This is a genomic window from Thermophilibacter provencensis (assembly GCF_030372065.1).
Lineage (GTDB): Bacteria > Actinomycetota > Coriobacteriia > Coriobacteriales > Atopobiaceae > Thermophilibacter > Thermophilibacter provencensis_A.
Genome location: NZ_JAUDEA010000002.1, coordinates 70,188 through 87,886 on the forward strand (window position 1 = coordinate 70,188; position 17,699 = coordinate 87,886).

The 17,699-nt window shown below is 64.1% G+C and carries 15 protein-coding genes and 1 riboswitch; of the genes, 2 read left to right on the forward strand and 13 right to left on the reverse strand.

Going from position 1 to position 17,699, the window contains the following annotated elements; all coding sequences use genetic code 11:
• Positions 1-47 precede the first annotated feature (47 nt).
• From coaD to QUW25_RS01910, 9 genes are all read right to left on the reverse strand, one after another.
• Positions 48-563, reverse strand: coding sequence for a pantetheine-phosphate adenylyltransferase (gene coaD / locus QUW25_RS01870; protein ID WP_289510539.1), 516 nt, complete (start codon positions 561-563; stop codon positions 48-50).
• Positions 560-1,150: an RsmD family RNA methyltransferase gene (locus QUW25_RS01875; RefSeq protein WP_289510540.1), complete on the reverse strand. Its 591-nt coding sequence runs from the start codon at positions 1,148-1,150 to the stop codon at positions 560-562. Before QUW25_RS01875 ends, coaD begins: the two co-directional genes overlap by 4 nt.
• Positions 1,147-3,270, reverse strand: coding sequence for an ATP-dependent DNA helicase RecG (gene recG, locus QUW25_RS01880; RefSeq protein ID WP_289510541.1), 2,124 nt, complete (start codon positions 3,268-3,270; stop codon positions 1,147-1,149). Before recG ends, QUW25_RS01875 begins: the two co-directional genes overlap by 4 nt.
• A gap of 42 nt (positions 3,271-3,312) precedes the next feature.
• Positions 3,313-4,980 carry a DAK2 domain-containing protein gene (locus QUW25_RS01885; RefSeq protein ID WP_289510542.1) on the reverse strand — a complete coding sequence of 556 codons (1,668 nt, stop codon included), beginning with the start codon at positions 4,978-4,980 and terminating at the stop codon, positions 3,313-3,315.
• 32 nt (positions 4,981-5,012) lie between these two features.
• Complete coding sequence (locus QUW25_RS01890) at positions 5,013-5,360, reverse strand: Asp23/Gls24 family envelope stress response protein (protein ID WP_289510543.1); 348 nt, start codon at positions 5,358-5,360, stop codon at positions 5,013-5,015.
• Positions 5,361-5,829: 469 nt separating this feature from the next.
• On the reverse strand, positions 5,830-6,531 hold the full coding sequence (gene dapD / locus QUW25_RS01895) for a 2,3,4,5-tetrahydropyridine-2,6-dicarboxylate N-acetyltransferase (RefSeq protein WP_289510544.1): 702 nt from the start codon (positions 6,529-6,531) through the stop codon (positions 5,830-5,832).
• Positions 6,532-6,773: 242 nt separating this feature from the next.
• A complete protein-coding gene (gene dapB / locus QUW25_RS01900) occupies positions 6,774-7,511 on the reverse strand; it encodes a 4-hydroxy-tetrahydrodipicolinate reductase (protein WP_289510545.1) in 738 nt (245 codons plus the stop codon).
• The gene (gene dapA, locus QUW25_RS01905) at positions 7,504-8,394 is read right to left on the reverse strand and encodes a 4-hydroxy-tetrahydrodipicolinate synthase (RefSeq protein WP_289510546.1); all 891 of its coding nucleotides are present in this window, start codon (positions 8,392-8,394) and stop codon (positions 7,504-7,506) included. The genes dapB and dapA overlap by 8 nt, the downstream gene beginning before the upstream one ends.
• A 50-nt stretch (positions 8,395-8,444) precedes the next feature.
• Positions 8,445-9,734 (reverse strand): diaminopimelate decarboxylase family protein, encoded by a 1,290-nt coding sequence (locus QUW25_RS01910; protein WP_289510547.1) that lies wholly within the window; start codon positions 9,732-9,734, stop codon positions 8,445-8,447.
• 7 nt (positions 9,735-9,741) lie between these two features.
• Positions 9,742-9,912: riboswitch (Lysine riboswitch) on the reverse strand.
• Between the two features lie 68 nt (positions 9,913-9,980).
• On the opposite strand from QUW25_RS01910, the gene QUW25_RS01915 reads away from it, so the two are divergent.
• The gene (locus QUW25_RS01915; RefSeq protein WP_289510548.1) at positions 9,981-11,132 is read left to right on the forward strand and encodes an amidohydrolase; all 1,152 of its coding nucleotides are present in this window, start codon (positions 9,981-9,983) and stop codon (positions 11,130-11,132) included.
• A 35-nt stretch (positions 11,133-11,167) separates the two neighbouring features.
• Here the strand turns inward: QUW25_RS01915 and QUW25_RS01920 are convergent, their stop codons facing one another.
• From QUW25_RS01920 to QUW25_RS01930, 3 genes are all read right to left on the reverse strand, one after another.
• On the reverse strand, positions 11,168-12,949 hold the full coding sequence (locus QUW25_RS01920) for a hypothetical protein (RefSeq protein WP_289510549.1): 1,782 nt from the start codon (positions 12,947-12,949) through the stop codon (positions 11,168-11,170).
• A 274-nt stretch (positions 12,950-13,223) separates the two neighbouring features.
• A complete protein-coding gene (gene rpmB, locus QUW25_RS01925) occupies positions 13,224-13,412 on the reverse strand; it encodes a 50S ribosomal protein L28 (protein ID WP_289510550.1) in 189 nt (62 codons plus the stop codon).
• A gap of 99 nt (positions 13,413-13,511) precedes the next feature.
• Positions 13,512-14,870 (reverse strand): thiamine diphosphokinase, encoded by a 1,359-nt coding sequence (locus QUW25_RS01930; protein WP_289510551.1) that lies wholly within the window; start codon positions 14,868-14,870, stop codon positions 13,512-13,514.
• A gap of 185 nt (positions 14,871-15,055) precedes the next feature.
• On the opposite strand from QUW25_RS01930, the gene QUW25_RS01935 reads away from it, so the two are divergent.
• Complete coding sequence (locus QUW25_RS01935) at positions 15,056-15,283, forward strand: FmdB family zinc ribbon protein (protein WP_289510552.1); 228 nt, start codon at positions 15,056-15,058, stop codon at positions 15,281-15,283.
• A 59-nt stretch (positions 15,284-15,342) separates the two neighbouring features.
• Here QUW25_RS01935 and QUW25_RS01940 read toward each other — a convergent pair whose 3' ends face one another.
• Positions 15,343-17,694 carry an NlpC/P60 family protein gene (locus QUW25_RS01940; protein ID WP_289510553.1) on the reverse strand — a complete coding sequence of 784 codons (2,352 nt, stop codon included), beginning with the start codon at positions 17,692-17,694 and terminating at the stop codon, positions 15,343-15,345.
• Positions 17,695-17,699 lie beyond the last annotated feature (5 nt).

Here is a 17,699-nt window from a genome sequence, read left to right on the forward strand (position 1 = left end):
CGTATAAAACACGATAAGAACTTAACGAGAAGGTCACGCAGGCCGCGTCACATCGCTGCGTAGTGCTCGCGCAGGCGGCGGTCGACGTTAGGGGGCACGAGGATGCTGACGTCGGAGCCCATGGACGCAATCTCGCGCACAATGGACGAAGAGACATAGCCATACTCAGGGCTGGACATAACGAAGACCGACTCAAGGTCCGGAGAGAGATGGCTGTTGAGGTCCGCCTGCTGGAGCTCGTACTCAAAGTCCGTCATCGCGCGCAGGCCCTTTACCACGCCACCTGCTCCCAGCTCCGCGCAAAACTCAACTAGAAGCCCGGTGAACGGCATCACCTCGATGTCATCGGGAAGCCCTTCGAGCACGATGGCCTCGCGAATCATCTCCACCCGCTCCTCGAGCGTGAAGGCCGTTCCGCGCCCGTGCTTGTTCACTGAGGCAGCCACAGCCACGGTCACGCGCGGGAAGAGACGACGCGTGCGGCGGATGACGTCGATATGCCCCAGGGTCACCGGATCAAAGGTGCCGGGAACAACAACGTGCGTGATGATATCAGAGCTCATGAGGGGTCCTCCTCACGCGAAACAACAAGAAGGTCAACGGCGGTGATGCCGTGTCGCTTAGATTTTACGAGGTTCAGCACCGTGGCGCACGCGAGCCCCTCCGCATCGGAGGCGTGCTCGTACACAATGACGGCATCATCGCTAAGCTGGCCCGTCACTGTAAGCCGATCAACAAGGTCGCTCACGCGCTCGGCGGAGAGGGCATAGGGCGGGTCGAGAAACACAACTCCAAAGGGGGCTCCCACAAGGCCGCGATCGACAAGAGAAAAGACATCGCCTGCCAGAGCCGAGAACTCGCCCGGCTTTGCGCCGAGCGCCTCGGCAGACCTCCTGACGCGCGCAGCTGCCCGTCGGTCCCTGTCAATAAAGGTTGCCCGTGCGGCACCGCGCGAGAGCAGCTCGAGGCCCATTGCGCCCGACCCCGCAAACGCGTCGAGCACCGAGCGGTCCGAGAGGTCAAGGCCGCACGCAGAGAGGATCATCGAAGCGATCTGCTCACGCGTCCTGTCCGTTGTGGGTCGCGTGACGCCGCGGCCCTCCGGAGCCTCGATGGTGCGCCCGCGCCACTTTCCGCCGACTATTCTCATGCTCGCTCCAGTTCATCAAAGTAGGCCCCAAACCTGTCGCGCACCTCGAGGGCGAGCGCGCGATGCACGGGGGCAACGAGGCGCGGGTCCGCGCTTGCGAGCTCGCGCGCATCATCATGGGCCGCCTCCACGAGGTCCCTGTCCGCATCGAGGTCAGAGATCTCAAGTGAGACGCCACCGCTCTGGCGGTACCCGAGCACCTCACCCTCGTGACGGAGGCGAAGGTCGAGCTCGGCGAGCTCAAAGCCGTCCGAGGTGGCCTCGAGGGCACCAAGCCGCTCGCGCGCCTTGCTGTCGCGCTTTGCGGCGCAGCACAGGTAAACGGTTCCGGAGACGTCGCCGCGCCCCACGCGACCCCTAAGCTGGTGCAGCGTGGCAAGGCCAAAGCGGTCGGCGTCGAGCACCACCATCGCCGTGGCGTTGGGAACGTCAACGCCCACCTCGACCACGGTCGTGGCCACGAGCACCTTGGTTTTTCCCGCGCGAAAGCGCTCCATGGCAGCGTCCTTCTCGGCAGCGGGCATGCGTCCGGTGAGAAGGTCGCAGGAGATGCCGGGGAGAATCTCCCGGCGGAGCTCCTCAAGCGTGGATACGGCAGAGCGTGGGCGCGCTGACGTCGAGCGAAGGGCCTCGGGTACGTCGTCAAGAGCAGCGCCGTCGTCGGAGTCATCGACGAGCGGGCAGATGACATAGGCCTGCTGACCCCGCGAGACGGCATCGCGAATCGCGCCCCACGCAAGGTCGAGGCTGTCAGGCGAGATGACCTTGGTCGAGATGCCGGCTCCCGCGCGAGGGCGCCGCGTGATGCGCGAAAGGTCAACGTCCCCGTAGAGCGAGAGCGCAAGCGTGCGCGGGATGGGGGTCGCCGTCATGGCAAGCAGGTCCGCGCCGGCGCCCTTTCTGCGCAGGGCGGCGCGCTGGTCGACGCCAAAGCGATGCTGCTCGTCTATGACCACAAGGGTGAGCGAGGAGAACTCCACGCCTTCCGAGAGGAGCGCGGTGGTGCCAAAGGCAACGCAGGTCTCGCCGCGTGCGAGCGAGCACTCGGCGAGAGCACGCTCGTCCGAGGGCGTGGAGCCCGTTATGAGCGCCCAGCTCACGTGGGACGCGTCCAGAACCGGACCGAGCTTCTCGGCATACTGACGGGCAAGGACGGAGGTGGGGGCCATCACGGCGGCCTGCGTCCCCGTGTCCGCCACGGCGGCAAGCGCCACGGCGGCCACAGCGGTCTTTCCCGTGCCCACGTCACCGAGCAGCAGGCGGTTCATCACGTGCGGGGACGCCATGTCGGCGAGAATCTCGTCGGCAGCCAGGCGCTGCTCGTCGGTGAGCGTGAACGGCAGGTTGGCGAGAAGTGCGCGCATGTGCGGGCCAGACGTAACGTGACGCGTGGGCTCAACGCCCTCGAGCTCAAGGTTCCGACGCGTGAGAAGCGCGAGCTGAAGGCAGAGAAGCTCGTCATAGGCAAGGCGCCTACGGGCCGTCTCCGCGGTGGCAACTGTGCGCGGAAAGTGTACCTCGCGCACGGCGCGCCCGAGCGTCATGAGGGAGCGCCGGGCGGCGAGCTCAGCGGGCAGCCAGTCGCAGACGTCACCCTCGTCGGCAAGGGCTGCCGCCATGATGCGGCGCATCCAGGGAACGCTCACTCCCTCGCCGACGGGATGGACGGGCAACACGCGCGCATAGCCGCCCGCATCGGACGACGAGCCAACAACCTCGTAGAAGGGGGCCTTCATCTGCTTGAAGCCGTAGCCAAAGGTAACCTTGCCCGAGAGGGCAATAACGTCGCCCTGCTTGACCTGCTCTGCAATCCAGGGCTGACGGAAGAATGTGGCAACGAGCACGCCCGTCTCGTCCATGACAAAGAGCTCGACGATCTGCATGCGCGGGCGCGGCCGCTTGAGGGTAACCTTGTCAACCGTGACGACAATGGTTGCGTCCTCCCCCACGTCCGCATGGGAGATCTTGGTGACTCGGGTGAAGTCGAGGTAGCGATGAGGAATGTGCAGGAGAAGGTCGCGAACGCGCACGATGCCCAGGCGCTCGAGCGCGGCCTGACGGTTTCCCTTGACGTAGCGCAGCCTCGACACAGAGTCAGAGAGGGCGCAGGTTCTCTGCACCCTCTCCGAAGCGTTTGATATGGCGAGGCGGGACCCCAAGGGCTACTCGATCGAGAAGATCACGGGGTAGAGGGGCTGCTCGCCGCGATGCGGGTCAATCTCAAGGTCGGGCTGGGCCTCCTCGATTGCAGCGACGAGCTTCTCGAAGGCCTCGTCGTCCATGTCCTGGCCGGCGAGGATGGTGAGAGAGTCGCCCTCCTCCTCGTCCTGCATCTTGGCAATGAGGTCAAGCGTGACCTGCTCGACGGAGGAGCCGACCACGTCGATGGAGTCGTCCTGAATGCCCATGACGTCACCGGCGTGAATGGGCGAGCCGTCAGCAGCCTGGGAGTCGCGCACGGCCGTGGTGACCTCGCCGCCGCGGACGTCCTGGATGGCCTCGGTCATGGTCTCGACGTTGTCCTCGAGCGTGCCCTCCGGGTCCACGACAAACATTGCCGAGAAGCCCTGGAGCACGGTCTTGGTGGGAACCACGGCAACCTTGGCGTCCTCGCAGGCGGAGGCTGCGGCCTCGGCGGCCATGCGGATGTTCCCGTTTCCGGGAAGGACGATGACGTTCTCGGCGTTGACCTGCTCAATGGCGGTGAGAATGTCTGCCGTGGAGGGGTTCATGGTCTGCCCACCGGAGACAACAACGTCAACGCCCAGGGAGCGCAGAATCTCCTCCTCGCCCGAGCCGGCAGCAACGGCCACAAAGCCGAGGGCCTTCTTGGGCCCGTCGCTCTTCTCGGCGGAATCGGCCTGGTCGGCCGCGATCTTGGCGGTGCGGTCGTGGGACTCCATGTCCATGTTGTGAATGAAGACCTCGTAGACCTGGCCAAACTGGAGCATGTACTCGAGGACGCGGTTGGGCTCGTTGGAGTGCACGTGCACCTTGAAGTCCGGGTAGGCGCCCACGATAAGCTCGCAGTCGCCGAGCGTGGCGAGGTAGGCCAGGGACTCGTCGACGTCGAAGTCCTTCTCGGCCTTGAAGAGAAACTCGTTGCAGTAGCGGAACTCCGAGCCCTCCCAGTCGTCGTTGAGCTCGATCTGAACCTTGGCGGAGACGTCGGCCTTGGCGTCAACGGTGGTCTTGAACTCGGTGAGCTCGCCCGCCTTGCCGGTGGCGGCGTTGACGAAGGCCTCGAGGAAGGTGGCAAAACCAAAGGCGCCGGAGTCCACGACGCCGTTCTCCTTGAGGACGGGCAGGAGCTCAGGCGTGCGGGCAACGGACTCGTACGCCTCCACCACGAGGGCGTCGAGCATCTCGGAGGTGGAGAGCTTGGTCTTCTCGAGCTGGTCCGCACGCGCGGAGACATCGCGCAGGACGGTGAGGATGGTGCCCTCGACCGGCTTGCGGACCGCCTTGAAGGCGACCTTCACGCCGCGACGCCACGCGTGGGCGATGTCGGCGGGGGTGGGGTGCTCCTGGTTCTTGGCGTCAACAAGGCCCTCGGCGATGCCGCGGAGGATCTGGCTGGTGATGACGCCGGAGTTGCCGCGGGCGCCCATGAGCGAGCCGTGCGTGATGGCCTTGGCGATGTCCTCGATGGTGGCGTCAGCGGGAAGAGCCTGCACCTCCCCCACGACCGTGTTGAGGGTGAGGGACATGTTCGTGCCGGTGTCACCGTCGGGGACGGGGAAGACGTTGAGCTTGTTGATCTCCTCGGCCCTGTCCGCCACGACCTTGGCGGCGGCGGGGAAGCATGTGCGGATGACGGTGGAAATCATCTTCGAGAACCTCTTCTGTGGTCGTGGGGTGCCTAGCGCGCGTTGCGCAGGCCCTCGATGTGAACCTTGACGTCAACGTTGTCGAGCTCGGCGATCTGCTTGAGCAGGAACTTGACCGAGCTGGAGAGATTGCCCACGACGGAGGCCATGTTGACGCCCTGCTCCACGATCACGTGGAGGTCAACGGAGACGCGACCGCCCTCGGCGGCAACGTCGATGCCCTTGCGAAGGCGCTGGGACGGAAGCAAGCGGGCAACGCCGGCCTGCTCGTCGATCTCGGCCATGCCGACGACGCCGTAGCACTCGAGCGCGGCGTAGCCGGCGAGGTCGGCAATGCAGTCATTGGACACCCTCAGCGTACCTGGAACGACACCAGACATGTGGTTCTCCTCTCGCTGGCAGGAAGTGCGTATCGTCAGTATCTATGACAGTATACCGCAGGAAGGTCGGACGGGACGGTTGGGAGCGCGCGAGCAGCACCTTTCCAAACGAGGGAGAACTCGCGCGGCGCCCCTCTCGACCGCAGGTCCTTCTCGACCCTGTCCCCGGCGCGTCCCAAGGTCTTCCCCGCCCCATCCCCGCCGCGTTCCGGGACCAAACGGGAGGTTTTGGGCAAAAGGTTTGATGAGCCGAAGCGGCTTACATCAAACCTTTTGCCCAAAACCAAGCAATACATGTTAAAACTTTAAGTCTAGCTGGCGAGAAGAACGATCAAACGACCCGCAACATAAAACATGTTGCCCAAAACCGGCACTTTCGCAAGGATTCCACCCAACCGCTCGACGCGCGCCCTACCAAATCACAAAACCAGGCGATTTCGGACACTTCCCCAATCCAACAAGGCGCCTCCTACAGCTGACGCAGGGCGTCAATGAGGCCCGTCTTGGAGTCCGTCCGCTCGTCGCGCATCTTGATGACGCGCGCCGGCACGCCCGCCACCACGGCGCCCGCGGGAACGTCCTCAACGCAAACGGCACCCGCCGCCACAACGGCCCGCGCGCCCACGCGAACGCCCTCAAGCACCACGGCGTTGGCACCGATCATGACGTCGTCCTCAACGACAACGGGCGTCGCGCTCGCAGGCTCGACCACGCCGGCGAGCACCGTTCCTGCGCCAATATGGCAGCGCGCGCCCACCGTGGCGCGCCCGCCGAGCACGGCCCCCATGTCGATCATCGTGCCCTCGCCGATGACGGCACCGATGTTGATGACGGCACCCATCATGATGACGGCGTTGTCGCCAATCTCAACGTGCTCTCGAATGATGGCGCCGGGCTCAATGCGCGCGTTCACGCCGCGCACGTCGAGCAGGGGAACCGCGGAGTTGCGGCGATCCGCCTCGATATCTAGGTACTCGATCTCATCGACGTGCTCCTTGACGATGGGCTCGAGCTCGGACCACTCGCCAAAGACGATCTTTCCGTCGCGCCCGCCATAGACGTGCGCACCGCCCCAGTCCCAGCGCATGCCGCTCTTCTCGCGAACATACAGCTTGACGGGCGTCTTCTTGGGCGCGCTGGCAATGAAGTCGATGATCTCGTGGGCGTTCAAAGGTGGTCCTTTCGTTAGTGGTTACCTACGCTTGCACCCAGAACCATATCTGGGTGCCGGGCGTTCCCTCTGCCGTACCCAGAACCAGTTCTGGGCTCCGGGAACCCCCGCTGCCGCGCCCAAATCTGGATTTGGGTGGCCTAAGGGGCCCTTGTTGCACCCAGAACCGGATCTGGGTGCCCAGCAGGGCCCTTGCCGTACCCAGAACCGGTTCTGGGTACGGCAAAGCGGGCGTTACGCAATCACGCAAACATCAGCGTGTCAAAGTCATAGTAGCCTGCGGGGCGCCCGAGCAGACGCGTCGCCGCGGCAACGGCACCTGACACGAAGATCTGCCGACTCGCGGCGCGATGCGTGAGGCAGACCTCCTCGTCGGTGCCAAAGAAGTGCACCTCGTGCGTTCCGGCAACGGTGCCTCCGCGGACGGCGTGCATGCCTATCTCGCCGAGAACGCGCGCACCAACGATGCCCTCACGACCGCTCACCACGGGCCGCTCCCCCGCCGGGTCAACCGCGGCGAGAAGCGCCTTGGCGGTGCCGCTCGGGGCGTCGGCCTTCTGATTGTGGTGCGTCTCCACGATCTCCACGTCCCAGCCGGGCAGGGCGTCGGCGACGAGGCGAGTGGCATGGCGCAGAGCCGCGACGCCAAGCGAGTAGTTAGACGACCAGACCACGCGGTTCTTCTCGCCAAGCGCCCTGAGCTCGTCCAGCTGCTCGGGCGTGTAGCCCGTCGCGCCGCTCACGAGGGCCGCGCCGGTGCGCCGCACGTAGGCGGCGACGTGCGGGAGCGCCGCGGGGGCCGAGAAGTCCACGATGAGGTCGGCCGCTGGCGCGACCTCGTCCAGGCTGTCGATGTTGTCCACGTCGTAGGAGCCGGTCACGTCAAACCCCGCATCGAGAAGGGCCTCGCGCACGAGACGACCCATGCGGCCGCTGCCGCCAACGACGATCGCGCTTCTCGCGGCGTTTGCGCTAGCCAAGGAGACCAGCCCCCTTAAGCGCGGAGACGACGCGCTCGCGGCCGGCATCGGAGATCTGCCAGAGCGGCTGGCGATAGTGCTCGCCGATCATGCCCATCTCGGCGAGGGCGCACTTGACCGGGATCGGGTTCACCTCACAGAAGAGGGCGTGGATGAGCTCGAGGTTGTCCAGCTGGGCGCGGCGCGCCGCCTCGACGTTGCCGGCGAGGAAGTCCGCGCACATCTGGTGCACCGTGGCCGGCGCAACATCGGCCCAGACAGAGATGACGCCCTTGGCGCCGAGGCTCATGAGCGGCACGACGATGTCGTCGTTACCGGAGAACATGCGGAAGTCGTCGGAGAGGTAGCGCGCGGCCATCGTTGCGTAGCTGATGGAGCCGGAGGCCTCCTTGAGGCCCCACGCGTTAGGGTGGACGGCCAGACGAGCAAGGTTCTTCTCGCTGATGGAGCAGCCCGTGCGACCGGGGATGTTGTAGAGGATGCAGGGCACGTCCACCTTGTCCAGGACGGCGGTGAAGTGGCGGTAGATGCCCTCCTCGTTGGACTTGTTGTAGTAGGGCGTGATGAGGAGAAGCCCGTCCACCCCAAGGCGCACGAGGCCGGCGGCCTTGCGCTCGGACTCAAAGGTGGCGTTGGAGCCGGCTCCGCCGATCACGGGCACGCGCCCGGCCACGCGCTCCACCACGCAGCGGGCGACCTCGTAATCCTCATCGTCGGTCATCGTGGACGACTCGCCGGTGGTCCCGAGCACCAGGATGCCGTCGGTGCCGTTTGCCAGGTGAAAGTCCACGAGGCGCTCGAGCGCGGGGTAGTCAACGGAGCCGTCCTCGCAAAACGGCGTCACGAGAGCGACGATCGAGCCAGTCAGGTTAGTCATGTCCATAGCGGCACCTTTCTCGATGTTACGAAGGGACAGTCCCTTTGTTACATTTCCTATTTGATGTTACGAAGGGACTGTCCCTTCGTAACATCCAGGGTGGCAAAGTAGTCGGAGGGGGTTTCGGCGCGGCGGATGAGCTCGGTGGAGCCGTCCTCGCGCAGCAGCACCTCGGCGGAGCGCAGCCGGCCGTTGTAGTTGTAGCCCATCGAATAGCCGTGCGCCCCGGTGTCGTGAATGACGAGCAGGTCGCCGCGCTCCACCTCGGGCAGCGCGCGGTCAACCGCGAACTTGTCGTTGTTCTCGCAGAGGTTGCCCGTCACGTCGTAGGTGCGCGACGCCGGCCAGGAAGACTTGTCCGGCCCGCCGGCCTGCCCCATGACGGTGATGTGGTGGTATGCCCCGTACATCGCCGGGCGAATAAGGTCAACGGCGCTCGCGTCAACGCCAAGGTAGTCCTTGTAGATGCGCTTCTCGTGCAACGCAAGCGTGACGAGACAGCCGTACGGCCCCATCATGAAGCGCCCCATCTCCGTGTAGATGGCAACGTCGTCCATCCCGGCGGGAACGAGCACCTCCTCATACGCGCGCCGCACGCCCTCCCCGATGGCGCGTATGTCGCAGGGCTCGTCGTCCGGGCGGTACGGGATGCCCACGCCGCCGGAGAGGTTCACAAACCCCACGTGCGCACCCGTCTCCTCGTGCAGACGCACCGCCAGCTCAAAGAGGATGCGCGCAAGCGCAGGATAGTACTCGTTGCCGTGCGTGTTGCTGGCGAGAAACGCGTGCAGCCCCAGCGTGGCGCACCCGCGCGCAACCAGCATGCGATACGCCTCAAAGAGCTGCTCCTCCGTCATGCCGTACTTGGAGTCGCCGGGGCTGTCCATGATGCCGTTGGCCAGCCGGAAGAGCCCGCCAGGGTTGAACCGGCAACTCGCGACCGGCCCCACCGGGCCCGCAACCTCCTCAAAGAACGGGATGTGCGAGATGTCGTCGAAGTTGACGATGGCACCGAGCTCGCGCGCCAGGCGAAAGTCCTCGGCAGGCGTGTCGTTTGACGAGAACATGATCTTCTCGCCGGTAATTCCCAACAAGCGGGCGATCATCAGCTCCGTGAGGCTGGAGCAGTCGCACCCGCACCCCTCCTCCGCGAGGATGCCCACGAGCGTGGGGTTGGGGTTTGCCTTGACGGCAAAGTACTCGCGAAAGCCCGGGTTCCAGGAGAACGCCTCGCGCACCGCGCGCGCGTTGGCGCGGATGCCGGCCTCGTCATACAGGTGAAAGGGCGTGGGATAGCGCTCGGCAATGTCTACGAGCTGGTCCTTGGTCACAAAAGGCTGCTTCATGCAAGCTCCCCTTGATAGCGCTCCTGCAGGTTTCATGCAGACAGTCCTGCGGGTCTTTCCCGCAGGCCCACCCGGCGACCGCGCCCGGACGCCAAGTTCGGCGGACTCGCCTCCCCTCGGGGTCATGACGCCTGCCGGCTGCCCCGAGGCTCTTCTCGTCCGCGCCTCTATCGAGTGTGCCCACTGTAGCATGTGCGCGTTTGGAAATGAGCGGCTGATATACTCTCGTAACGATTGGAGGAAGTCATGCCCACCGAGAAGAACCCCGAGCTTGCCGCTCTCACCCGCTGGCGCCGCGACCTGCACCGCATTCCGGAGCTCGACTTTGACCTGCCGGAGACGGTGGCGTACGTCCGCGGCGTGCTCGAGGGGCTCTCGTGCGAGGTCTTCTCCCCCTGCAAGAGCGCCGTATGCGCGTGGTTTGACCTCGGGCGCACGAGCGCGATTGCCCTGCGCACGGACATGGACGCCCTCCCGGTCAACGAGATGACCGGTGCCCCCTACGCAAGCGAGCGGGCGGGCCGCATGCACGCCTGCGGCCATGACGGGCACATGGCAATGCTGCTCGCGGTTGCCACGTGGCTCGACCGCGTCGTTTTAGGGCAGGAGCCAACGACGTGCGCCGACGAGCTGCCAAGAAACGTGCTCCTTGTGTTCCAGCCTGCTGAGGAGACCACGGGTGGCGCGAGGCTCGTGTGCGAGAGCGGCGCCTTTGAGCGCTACGCCGCCGACCGCATCTTTGGGTTCCATCTCTGGCCGTACCTCCCCGCCGGCACCGTGGCATCGCGACCCGGGGCACTGCTCGCCCGCTCAAGCGAGGTCACTGCAACGTTCACGGGCGTGGCAAGCCACATCGCGCGCTGGCGAGAAGGGCGCGACGCCCTTGCTGCCGCAACGCGCTTTGTCCCTTCTGCGGAGGCGGCCTGCGGACGCTTTGCCATGAAGACGGGTGAGCCGTGTCTGCTGCGCTTTGGCAAGCTCGAGGCCGGCACCGTGAGAAACGCCATCGCAGCCCACGCCCGCGCCGAGGGAAGCCTGCGCGTCTTCTCGGACGCCATGTTCGACCGCTCTCGGGAGGCGATAGCCTCCCTTGCCGAGAACGCCGCACGTACCGAGGGCTGCTCGGTCGAGCTCACCTTCTCGGAGGGCTATCCGCCCGTCGTGAATGACCCGCAGCTCTTCTCGGCCGTTGAGCGGGCGCTTCCGGGACTGGCGCGCATTGAGGAGCCCCTGCTCATAGCCGAGGACTTCTCCTTCTACCAGCGCGCGTTGCCCGGGGTCTTCCTTCTTCTGGGAACCGGGACGGGCACGCCGCTTCACTCTGACCGCTTTGACTTTGACGAGCAGGTCCTTCTCGCCGGCGTTGACGCCTACCGTCGGCTGCTCATGACGAGCTGACAATCCAGCGAGAAGGGCCAGGAGACAGCGCCCCCCTACGAGGCGCTCACCCCGTACCAGGCCACGCCCTCGCCCCTCCAGCCAAGCTTGACCAGAGCGTCGTTTTCTTCTTTGCTCGTCGTGTAGTTATGTGTGCCGATGGTCGCGAAGGGGTTGAACTGCCTATAGAGAGGCACGCCGTTCTTGGCGTCGGCTGAGTACCAGCCAATGCCCTCCTGGGACCAGCCGAGCGCCGCAAGCGCGTCGTACTCCTCCTCGCTCATGGTGTAGTGGTGGTCGTCGGCATACGGGTTGAACAGGCGATAGACCGCCGTGCCACTTGTGGGGGCCACCCAGCCAACGCCCTCGCCCGTCCATCCTATGCCAACGAGCAGGTCGCGCTCCTCTGCGGACGCGGTATAGAAGTGCTCGCCCGTGTACCGATTGTAGAGGCGCCACATAGTCTGGGTCTTTGCCGCGGGAGCGTCATCGACGGGCTTTTCGGGCTCAGACCCGTCGTCGGGCTTGAGAGCGTCATCGGGATCAGACCCATCGTCGGGCTTGGGGGTGTCGTCGGGCTTGGGGGTGTCCTCAGAGCCCTGGTCGCCATCCGGAGCCGGCGGCTCTTCCGCCCCATCGTAGGGCTTCCCCGCAATGAGCAGATAGTCCTTAGGGTAGAGCTCAGCGGTTTGCGAATCATACAGGTAGGAAACCGTATCAAAGCCAATGTGGAAACTGTAGGAATACGGATGCGCGTTACCCAAAGCGGCGTCATAGCTTGCCAGAAAGAGACCGCCGTCCTGTCCCACAGAGCCCTTGTCGCTGTTAGTGACGTCCACGAGATAGCTCTGCCCGTCATCGAGCCTCACCACGTTCCACATGTGCGGTCCGGCTCCTGTGCCACCCGCCATGGAGCCCGAGACCGTGATGCAGCGAAGCAGGGTGCTCGTAAAGTCCGACTCATCAAAAAGGTATTGAAAAGCCTTGGCGTAACCCTCGCAGACAACATTGGTGCTCGGGTTTGCGTCAAAGACGCTCACGAGCTGCCAAGGATCGCCGTAGGGCGTCGATTCATCGAGCGCCGCAGCGGTGTCATAGCTTACAAGCTCGCAAATCTCATTCTTGTATGAGACAAGCTTTTCATAGTCGGGCTCGTCGGCATGCTTGGCGACAATGCTCTTGGCGGTTGCAGCGGCACTCTGAGCCCTGCTCACGTCAGTGGAGTCAACGCAGTGCAAATCAGAAGACTTCTGATACTCAACGGCAACGGACATCTTTACCTGAGCGCTCACCGTGACGCTCTGCCCACTGGACGAAGTGCTTAAGTTGGTGGAATATCCACTGGTCTTATCGAACCAGTACAGCTCGTAGGGATGGTCGCTGAAGAGCGCCTCGAAGACGCGGCCATTGCCCAGAAAGCGGCTCATATAGAGGTCGAACGCAGCGTCACGGGCATCGCTCGACGAGGTAACGCCCAGCTCCGTAAACGTCCAGGTCTTTCCCGGCAGGGCAATGTTGTCGGTTCGCTCGCGCGATCCGGCCGCAATCTGAACAATCACGTCTTCCAGCACGTCGTACGTCTGCTTCTGCTCGTCGGTCAGCTGGTCGCGCCCACTCGTGGCAAAAAATGCGACCCGCTCATTCCCGTAGAAGAGACCGTTGACGTACCCGTCAAAGAGCTCAACGTTGTCAGGCAGCCCACTGGCAACATCGGGGACGTTTTGAGAAACCTCACGTACGCACGCAGCCTCGGTAGCAGACGTGACGTTCGGAGCAACGAGCGACCCTACCACAACTGCCGCCGTAAGGAGCGCGGCGGTCAAAGCCCTTCTCGCCATTCTGTCATCCTCCATTCTTCAGAGCAATTTCAGCGACCCATGTCATTCACAAATTAACAAGGTGAGACGAGGCTGGACAATCATCTAGCCAGCAAATGGCATCGTGCGGTCAGCGAAAGGTCATCGTTACCGCCAAGCTACGGGCAGACTTCTGACGGTCTTGGGGAGAAGAGCCACCCGCGCGTCGTCACTGTCGGGAATCCGAACGAGCTCCGTCCGATAAAAAAGGAGGCCACCCGAGGGCGACCTCCAGCTCACTCTATGTCACGCAGAACTAGCTGCGGGCAATCTTGCCGGACTTAAGGCAACGAGAGCAGACGTTGGCCTTGCGGCGGTGACCGTCAACAACGACGGTGACGCGCTGGATGTTCGGCTTGAACGTGCGGTTAACCACACGGTTGGAGTGGCTGATGGAATGACCGGCAACGGCGTGCTTGCCGCAGAACTCACAAACCTTGGACATGCTCGTACCTCCTCGGGGGCGCGGCGCTCCTCGCGCCCGCATTTACACAGCTCGCCCACTATAGCACATGCGGTGGGCGCTGCAAGGCCAAACCCCAACTTATTGTGGCGTTTTTGTTGTCCCGATCAGGTACGCCGCAACGGCGCCCTCGCGACACACTATCCGCGCGTCGGGCGAGCTCACCACGTTAGAGATTCCCAGGTCATCGAGAAGGCCCATCGGCTTGTCCTCCAGCTCCCACCGCATGCCGCGCTCGTCGACACGAGTCCCAGGGGCTACGGCAACGGCGGAGAAGGTCCTTCCCACGGCATCGGGCCCCAGCTCCCAACGGCTCTCCCCCTCCGCGGAGACGATCCTCATCTCGTAGGCGTCCTCCACAATGCGCGCGGAGGCGCACCCCGCACCGGCGAGCAGGCCCACAACCGCTAGCGCGTGATCGGCACGTCCGCCAGAGGCGCAGGTCACCTTCAGCGAAAGCGGCGCGGTGCGGCGCGCGGCCTCGTGACGGGCGCAGTCGATCGCAAGTGCAAGGTCGGTCGCGTACTTCTCGGAGGGAAAGCTCACGCAGGTGCGCGCCGCGGCAGCGGCCCACGCAGCCGCCTCATCTGAGGCAGAGTCGGAGTCCCCGCAGAAGACGTCGGGCACGATGCCCGCGCGGCGGCAGACATCCGCCCCGCCGTCGGCGCAGATCACGTAATCGGAGGAGTCGGCAAGACGTGCCACGAGCCCCGGGCTGCTCGGCTCGGGCGAGCCGTCAATCACAAGCGCCCGGAGCGGTGAGCCCTCCGCGGCAACGGGACGCTCGTAGTCGCGCAGAAGCGCAAGGGATAGCTCAGGATATCCGTGGCAGAAGATGTCGCACCAAGGACGCACGTCCTCCTCGCGGCGCCCGTCATGATCGTTGAAAAGACCAACGACGGCAAAACCCGCACGGCGAGAAGACCTCACGCCAAAGGGAGCATCCTCAAAGACCCACGTGGTCTCTCGCGGCGAGCCCAGACGGCGGCATGCCTCGAGGTAGACGTCCGGGAACTCCTTGTCACGCCCGCCCACGTCCTCGGTGCTCACGATGTCGGAGAAGAACCCGTCAAGCCCATGCGTCACCAGCGCGTGACGAAGCTCGCGCTTGGGCGTCGAGGAGGCAACGATCATGGGGACCCCGGCGGCGCGAAGCTCCTCCAAGAAGTCACGGGCGCCGGGCATGAGCGTCACCTCGTGCTCGTAGCCGTCGCGCACGTGGGCACACAGCACCTCGTAGACCTCCTCGGCCGAGGAGCCCATGCCGTATTCATCATGAAAGAGCGTGCATGCCTCCGAAAGCGCGAGCGGCTCCACAATCTCCATGGGGACGGGCGCAACGCCGTAATGATCGTAAAGCCAGTCGTAAGCATGCACCCACATGCTCATCGAGTCGACTAGCGTGCCGTCACAGTCAAAGATCGCTCCCGCGATGTCCATCTCTCCCCCTTCGCAGGAAAACCTGACAATTTACCCTGTCACCAGTGTCAGCATGACAATGAGCTCTGACGCCAGTGTCACGTTTTGATGATATACGCGCGGGGCGAGAAAAACCTCGCGCTTAGCAAGGTCCGCGTTGGGTAAAGTATCTTGCGTTTGGATGATTTGCGTTACGGAGGGAAACCATGGCACGTTATGACTACCACTGCCCAGAGTGCGGCGCCAAGTTTGAGGTTGAGCACCCGATGAGCGCTCACCCCAAGGTGAGCTGCCCGAGCTGCGGGCACGAGGCCGAGCGCGTCTTTGATCCCTCGGGCATCGTCTTCAAGGGATCCGGCTTCTACAACACCGACCAGCGCGGCAAGGGCGCACCCAAGCCCGAGAAGTGCGAGGGCTGCAAGGCCTGCGACTAGCACCTGCGGAATCGCTACGAAAAACGGGGCTGAGAGCGTTGCTCTCAGCCCCGTTCCCTTTACTTCGTGAACGGACGCGCGGCGCCCAAGACGGAGCCGGGCGCGTACATGCTTCCCACGCGAACGTTCGAGGCGAGGATGGTCGACTCGATAATCTGACCATTGCCCAGATAGATGGCAACATGGCCGTTGTAGTAGATGATGTCGCCGCGCTCGATCTGAGAGAGCGAGACGGGCTGGAAGGTCTGGTTGTTGCGCCAGGTGTTGGCAAAGCTGTGGTTCCAGTAGTACTTGCTGTAGGGGTTGTAGTCCCCGCCAGAGGCTCCCGTGAGGTCCATGCCGCAGGCGTAGAGCGCCTCCATCACAAGACCGGAGCAGTCGACCGTAGTGCCGGGACGACCGCAGTTGTTGTCCACCCATCGCGTGCCGGCACGCATGTACTCGTACGCAACGGAGATGAACGCCTCGATGCACTCCTCGCGCGTGGCGTCCGCGGAGATGATCGTGGGATGCACGTAGCTCCAGTAGGAGCCGTTGGCATACGAGGGCAGCGTCACGTTCTCGCTGGAGAGCGAGAGGCCCTTCCACTTGACCTGGTAGCCGGTCTTTGTGCACACGCCGTCCGAGCGGAAGTTGCGGATCACGCCATCGATGGTGCGCTTGCCGGTGGCCATGAGACCGCTAGAGGGGTCGAGGTAATAGGTTGCCCCACCGAGCGTGAGCCAGCCGCCTCGATAGAGGTTGCCCGAGCTCTCAAAGTAGTAGCGACCGCCGTCAATGTCCTTCCAGCCAATCGCCATGGCACCGGAGACGGTGTCAAGGTAGAGGCGCTTGCCCTCGGTGTCCCACCAGCCGCAGCGCTTGGTCGTTCCATCGTTCTCAAAGTAGTAGGTGAAGTCGGAGAGCTTCTGCCACCCTGTCTTGATCTTGCCGTCTTCGCCAAAGTAGTGCAGGGTACCGTCAACGTCGGTCACGCCGGTTGAGAGACGGCCCTTCTTGTCAAAGTGGTACTTCGTGCCGTCGATGGTCTTCCAACCGGTGGCATAGGTGCCGTCGCCGTTTCCGTAGAAGCGAGCGCCCTCGCTCTCGACCCATCCGGACTCGGAGGTGCTCGGCGCAACGGGACCGGTATCAACGCCAAACCACGCCACGCCCTCGTAGAGCCAGCCTAGGGCAACGAGCGAGAGACGCTCGGCGGCATCGGACGTGTAGTGGTGAGTGCTGGAGAAGACGTACGGGTTATAGAAGCGGAAGAGCTGCGTGCCGTCGTCATCAGCGCTGTACCAGGCAAGCTCCTCGCCCCTCCACCCAAGGGCGCAGAGGGCGTCGTACTCCTTCTTGTCGGTGGTGTAGTGGTGGTCGCCACCAGGAGCATACGGGTTGAAGAGACGATAGACCGCCCTATCGGAGGTCTTCGGCGAGACCCACGCAACGCCCTCGTACTTCCAGCCAAGAGGAACCAGGGTGTCGCGCTCGGATGCAGAGGTCGAGAAGAGATGCTCGCCGGTGTAGGGGTTGTAGAGTCGGTAGAGCTCGATGGTCTCGACCTTCTCCTCAGCCCCCTCGGTCTCTGCGTCCTCCTCATTAGAGCCCCGCTCTGCCTTCGTCTCCTCAGAAGTCTCAACCTCGGCCTGAGGCTCAACATCAGCCTCAGCCTTCACCTGGGACTCAGAATCAACGTCCTCGTCATCGGCGGGAACGTTCTTGTCGGCAGACGAACCGGCTCCGCCACGGGTGCCCTGAGCAAGCGGGTCAACCTGAAGCGGCTGAGACCCATCAGCCTCAGAAGGATCAGAGACAACGGTCTGATCGGTATCCAGGGAGGGCTCAGAGATTGAGACCTCAGGGGTCTCGACCACAACGGAAGACTCGTCACCATCAGAGGCCTTGGGGGTCTCATCCTCCTCAACGGTCTCCTGGTCTGCCTCGGAGTCCTCGTCGATCAGCGCATCACCGTCGCTAGCCTCAGCCTCAGGCTCCGCCTCGTCGGTGGCCAAGCCATCGCCCTCAGGAACCACGGACTCGTCAACGAGCGAACCCTCAACCTCTGGAGTAATGTCAACGTCGCCCTCGGGGGTCTTCTCGCCCTCGGGGGTCTTCTCGCCCTCGGGGGTCTTCTCGCCCTCGGGGGTCTTCTCGCCCTCGGGGGTCACCTCAACGTCGTAGTCAGTCGGCGCCAGGGGGTCAGGTACCGCAGAGACGGCATCAGAGACAGCAGGCTCACTCGGAAGAACAACACCAGGCTCGTCACAGTCAGCCTCGGCCTCCGTCTCCCCCACCTCGAGGACAACGCCGTCGGCAACGTCACTCTGAGCGTTTGTCTCGGTTGCGCCCGCCGCTACCGGGCACAGCGCAAGGGTGCCGGCAACCAGGACCGACGCCGCAAGGGAGGGACCCTTTACCCTATCCAACATGT

Excerpts from the sequence above, each read along its gene's own strand:
- coaD (WP_289510539.1), bottom strand. The coding sequence starts at position 563 with ATGAGCTCTGATATCATCACGCACGTTGTTGTTCCCGGCACCTTTGAT.
- QUW25_RS01875 (WP_289510540.1), bottom strand. The coding sequence starts at position 1,150 with ATGAGAATAGTCGGCGGAAAGTGGCGCGGGCGCACCATCGAGGCTCCG.
- QUW25_RS01885 (WP_289510542.1), bottom strand. The coding sequence starts at position 4,980 with ATGATTTCCACCGTCATCCGCACATGCTTCCCCGCCGCCGCCAAGGTC.
- QUW25_RS01890 (WP_289510543.1), bottom strand. The coding sequence starts at position 5,360 with ATGTCTGGTGTCGTTCCAGGTACGCTGAGGGTGTCCAATGACTGCATT.
- dapA (WP_289510546.1), bottom strand. The coding sequence starts at position 8,394 with ATGGACATGACTAACCTGACTGGCTCGATCGTCGCTCTCGTGACGCCG.
- QUW25_RS01910 (WP_289510547.1), bottom strand. The coding sequence starts at position 9,734 with ATGAAGCAGCCTTTTGTGACCAAGGACCAGCTCGTAGACATTGCCGAG.
- QUW25_RS01915 (WP_289510548.1), top strand. The coding sequence starts at position 9,981 with ATGCCCACCGAGAAGAACCCCGAGCTTGCCGCTCTCACCCGCTGGCGC.
- QUW25_RS01920 (WP_289510549.1), bottom strand. The coding sequence starts at position 12,949 with ATGGCGAGAAGGGCTTTGACCGCCGCGCTCCTTACGGCGGCAGTTGTG.
- rpmB (WP_289510550.1), bottom strand. The coding sequence starts at position 13,412 with ATGTCCAAGGTTTGTGAGTTCTGCGGCAAGCACGCCGTTGCCGGTCAT.
- QUW25_RS01930 (WP_289510551.1), bottom strand. The coding sequence starts at position 14,870 with ATGGACATCGCGGGAGCGATCTTTGACTGTGACGGCACGCTAGTCGAC.
- QUW25_RS01935 (WP_289510552.1), top strand. The coding sequence starts at position 15,056 with ATGGCACGTTATGACTACCACTGCCCAGAGTGCGGCGCCAAGTTTGAG.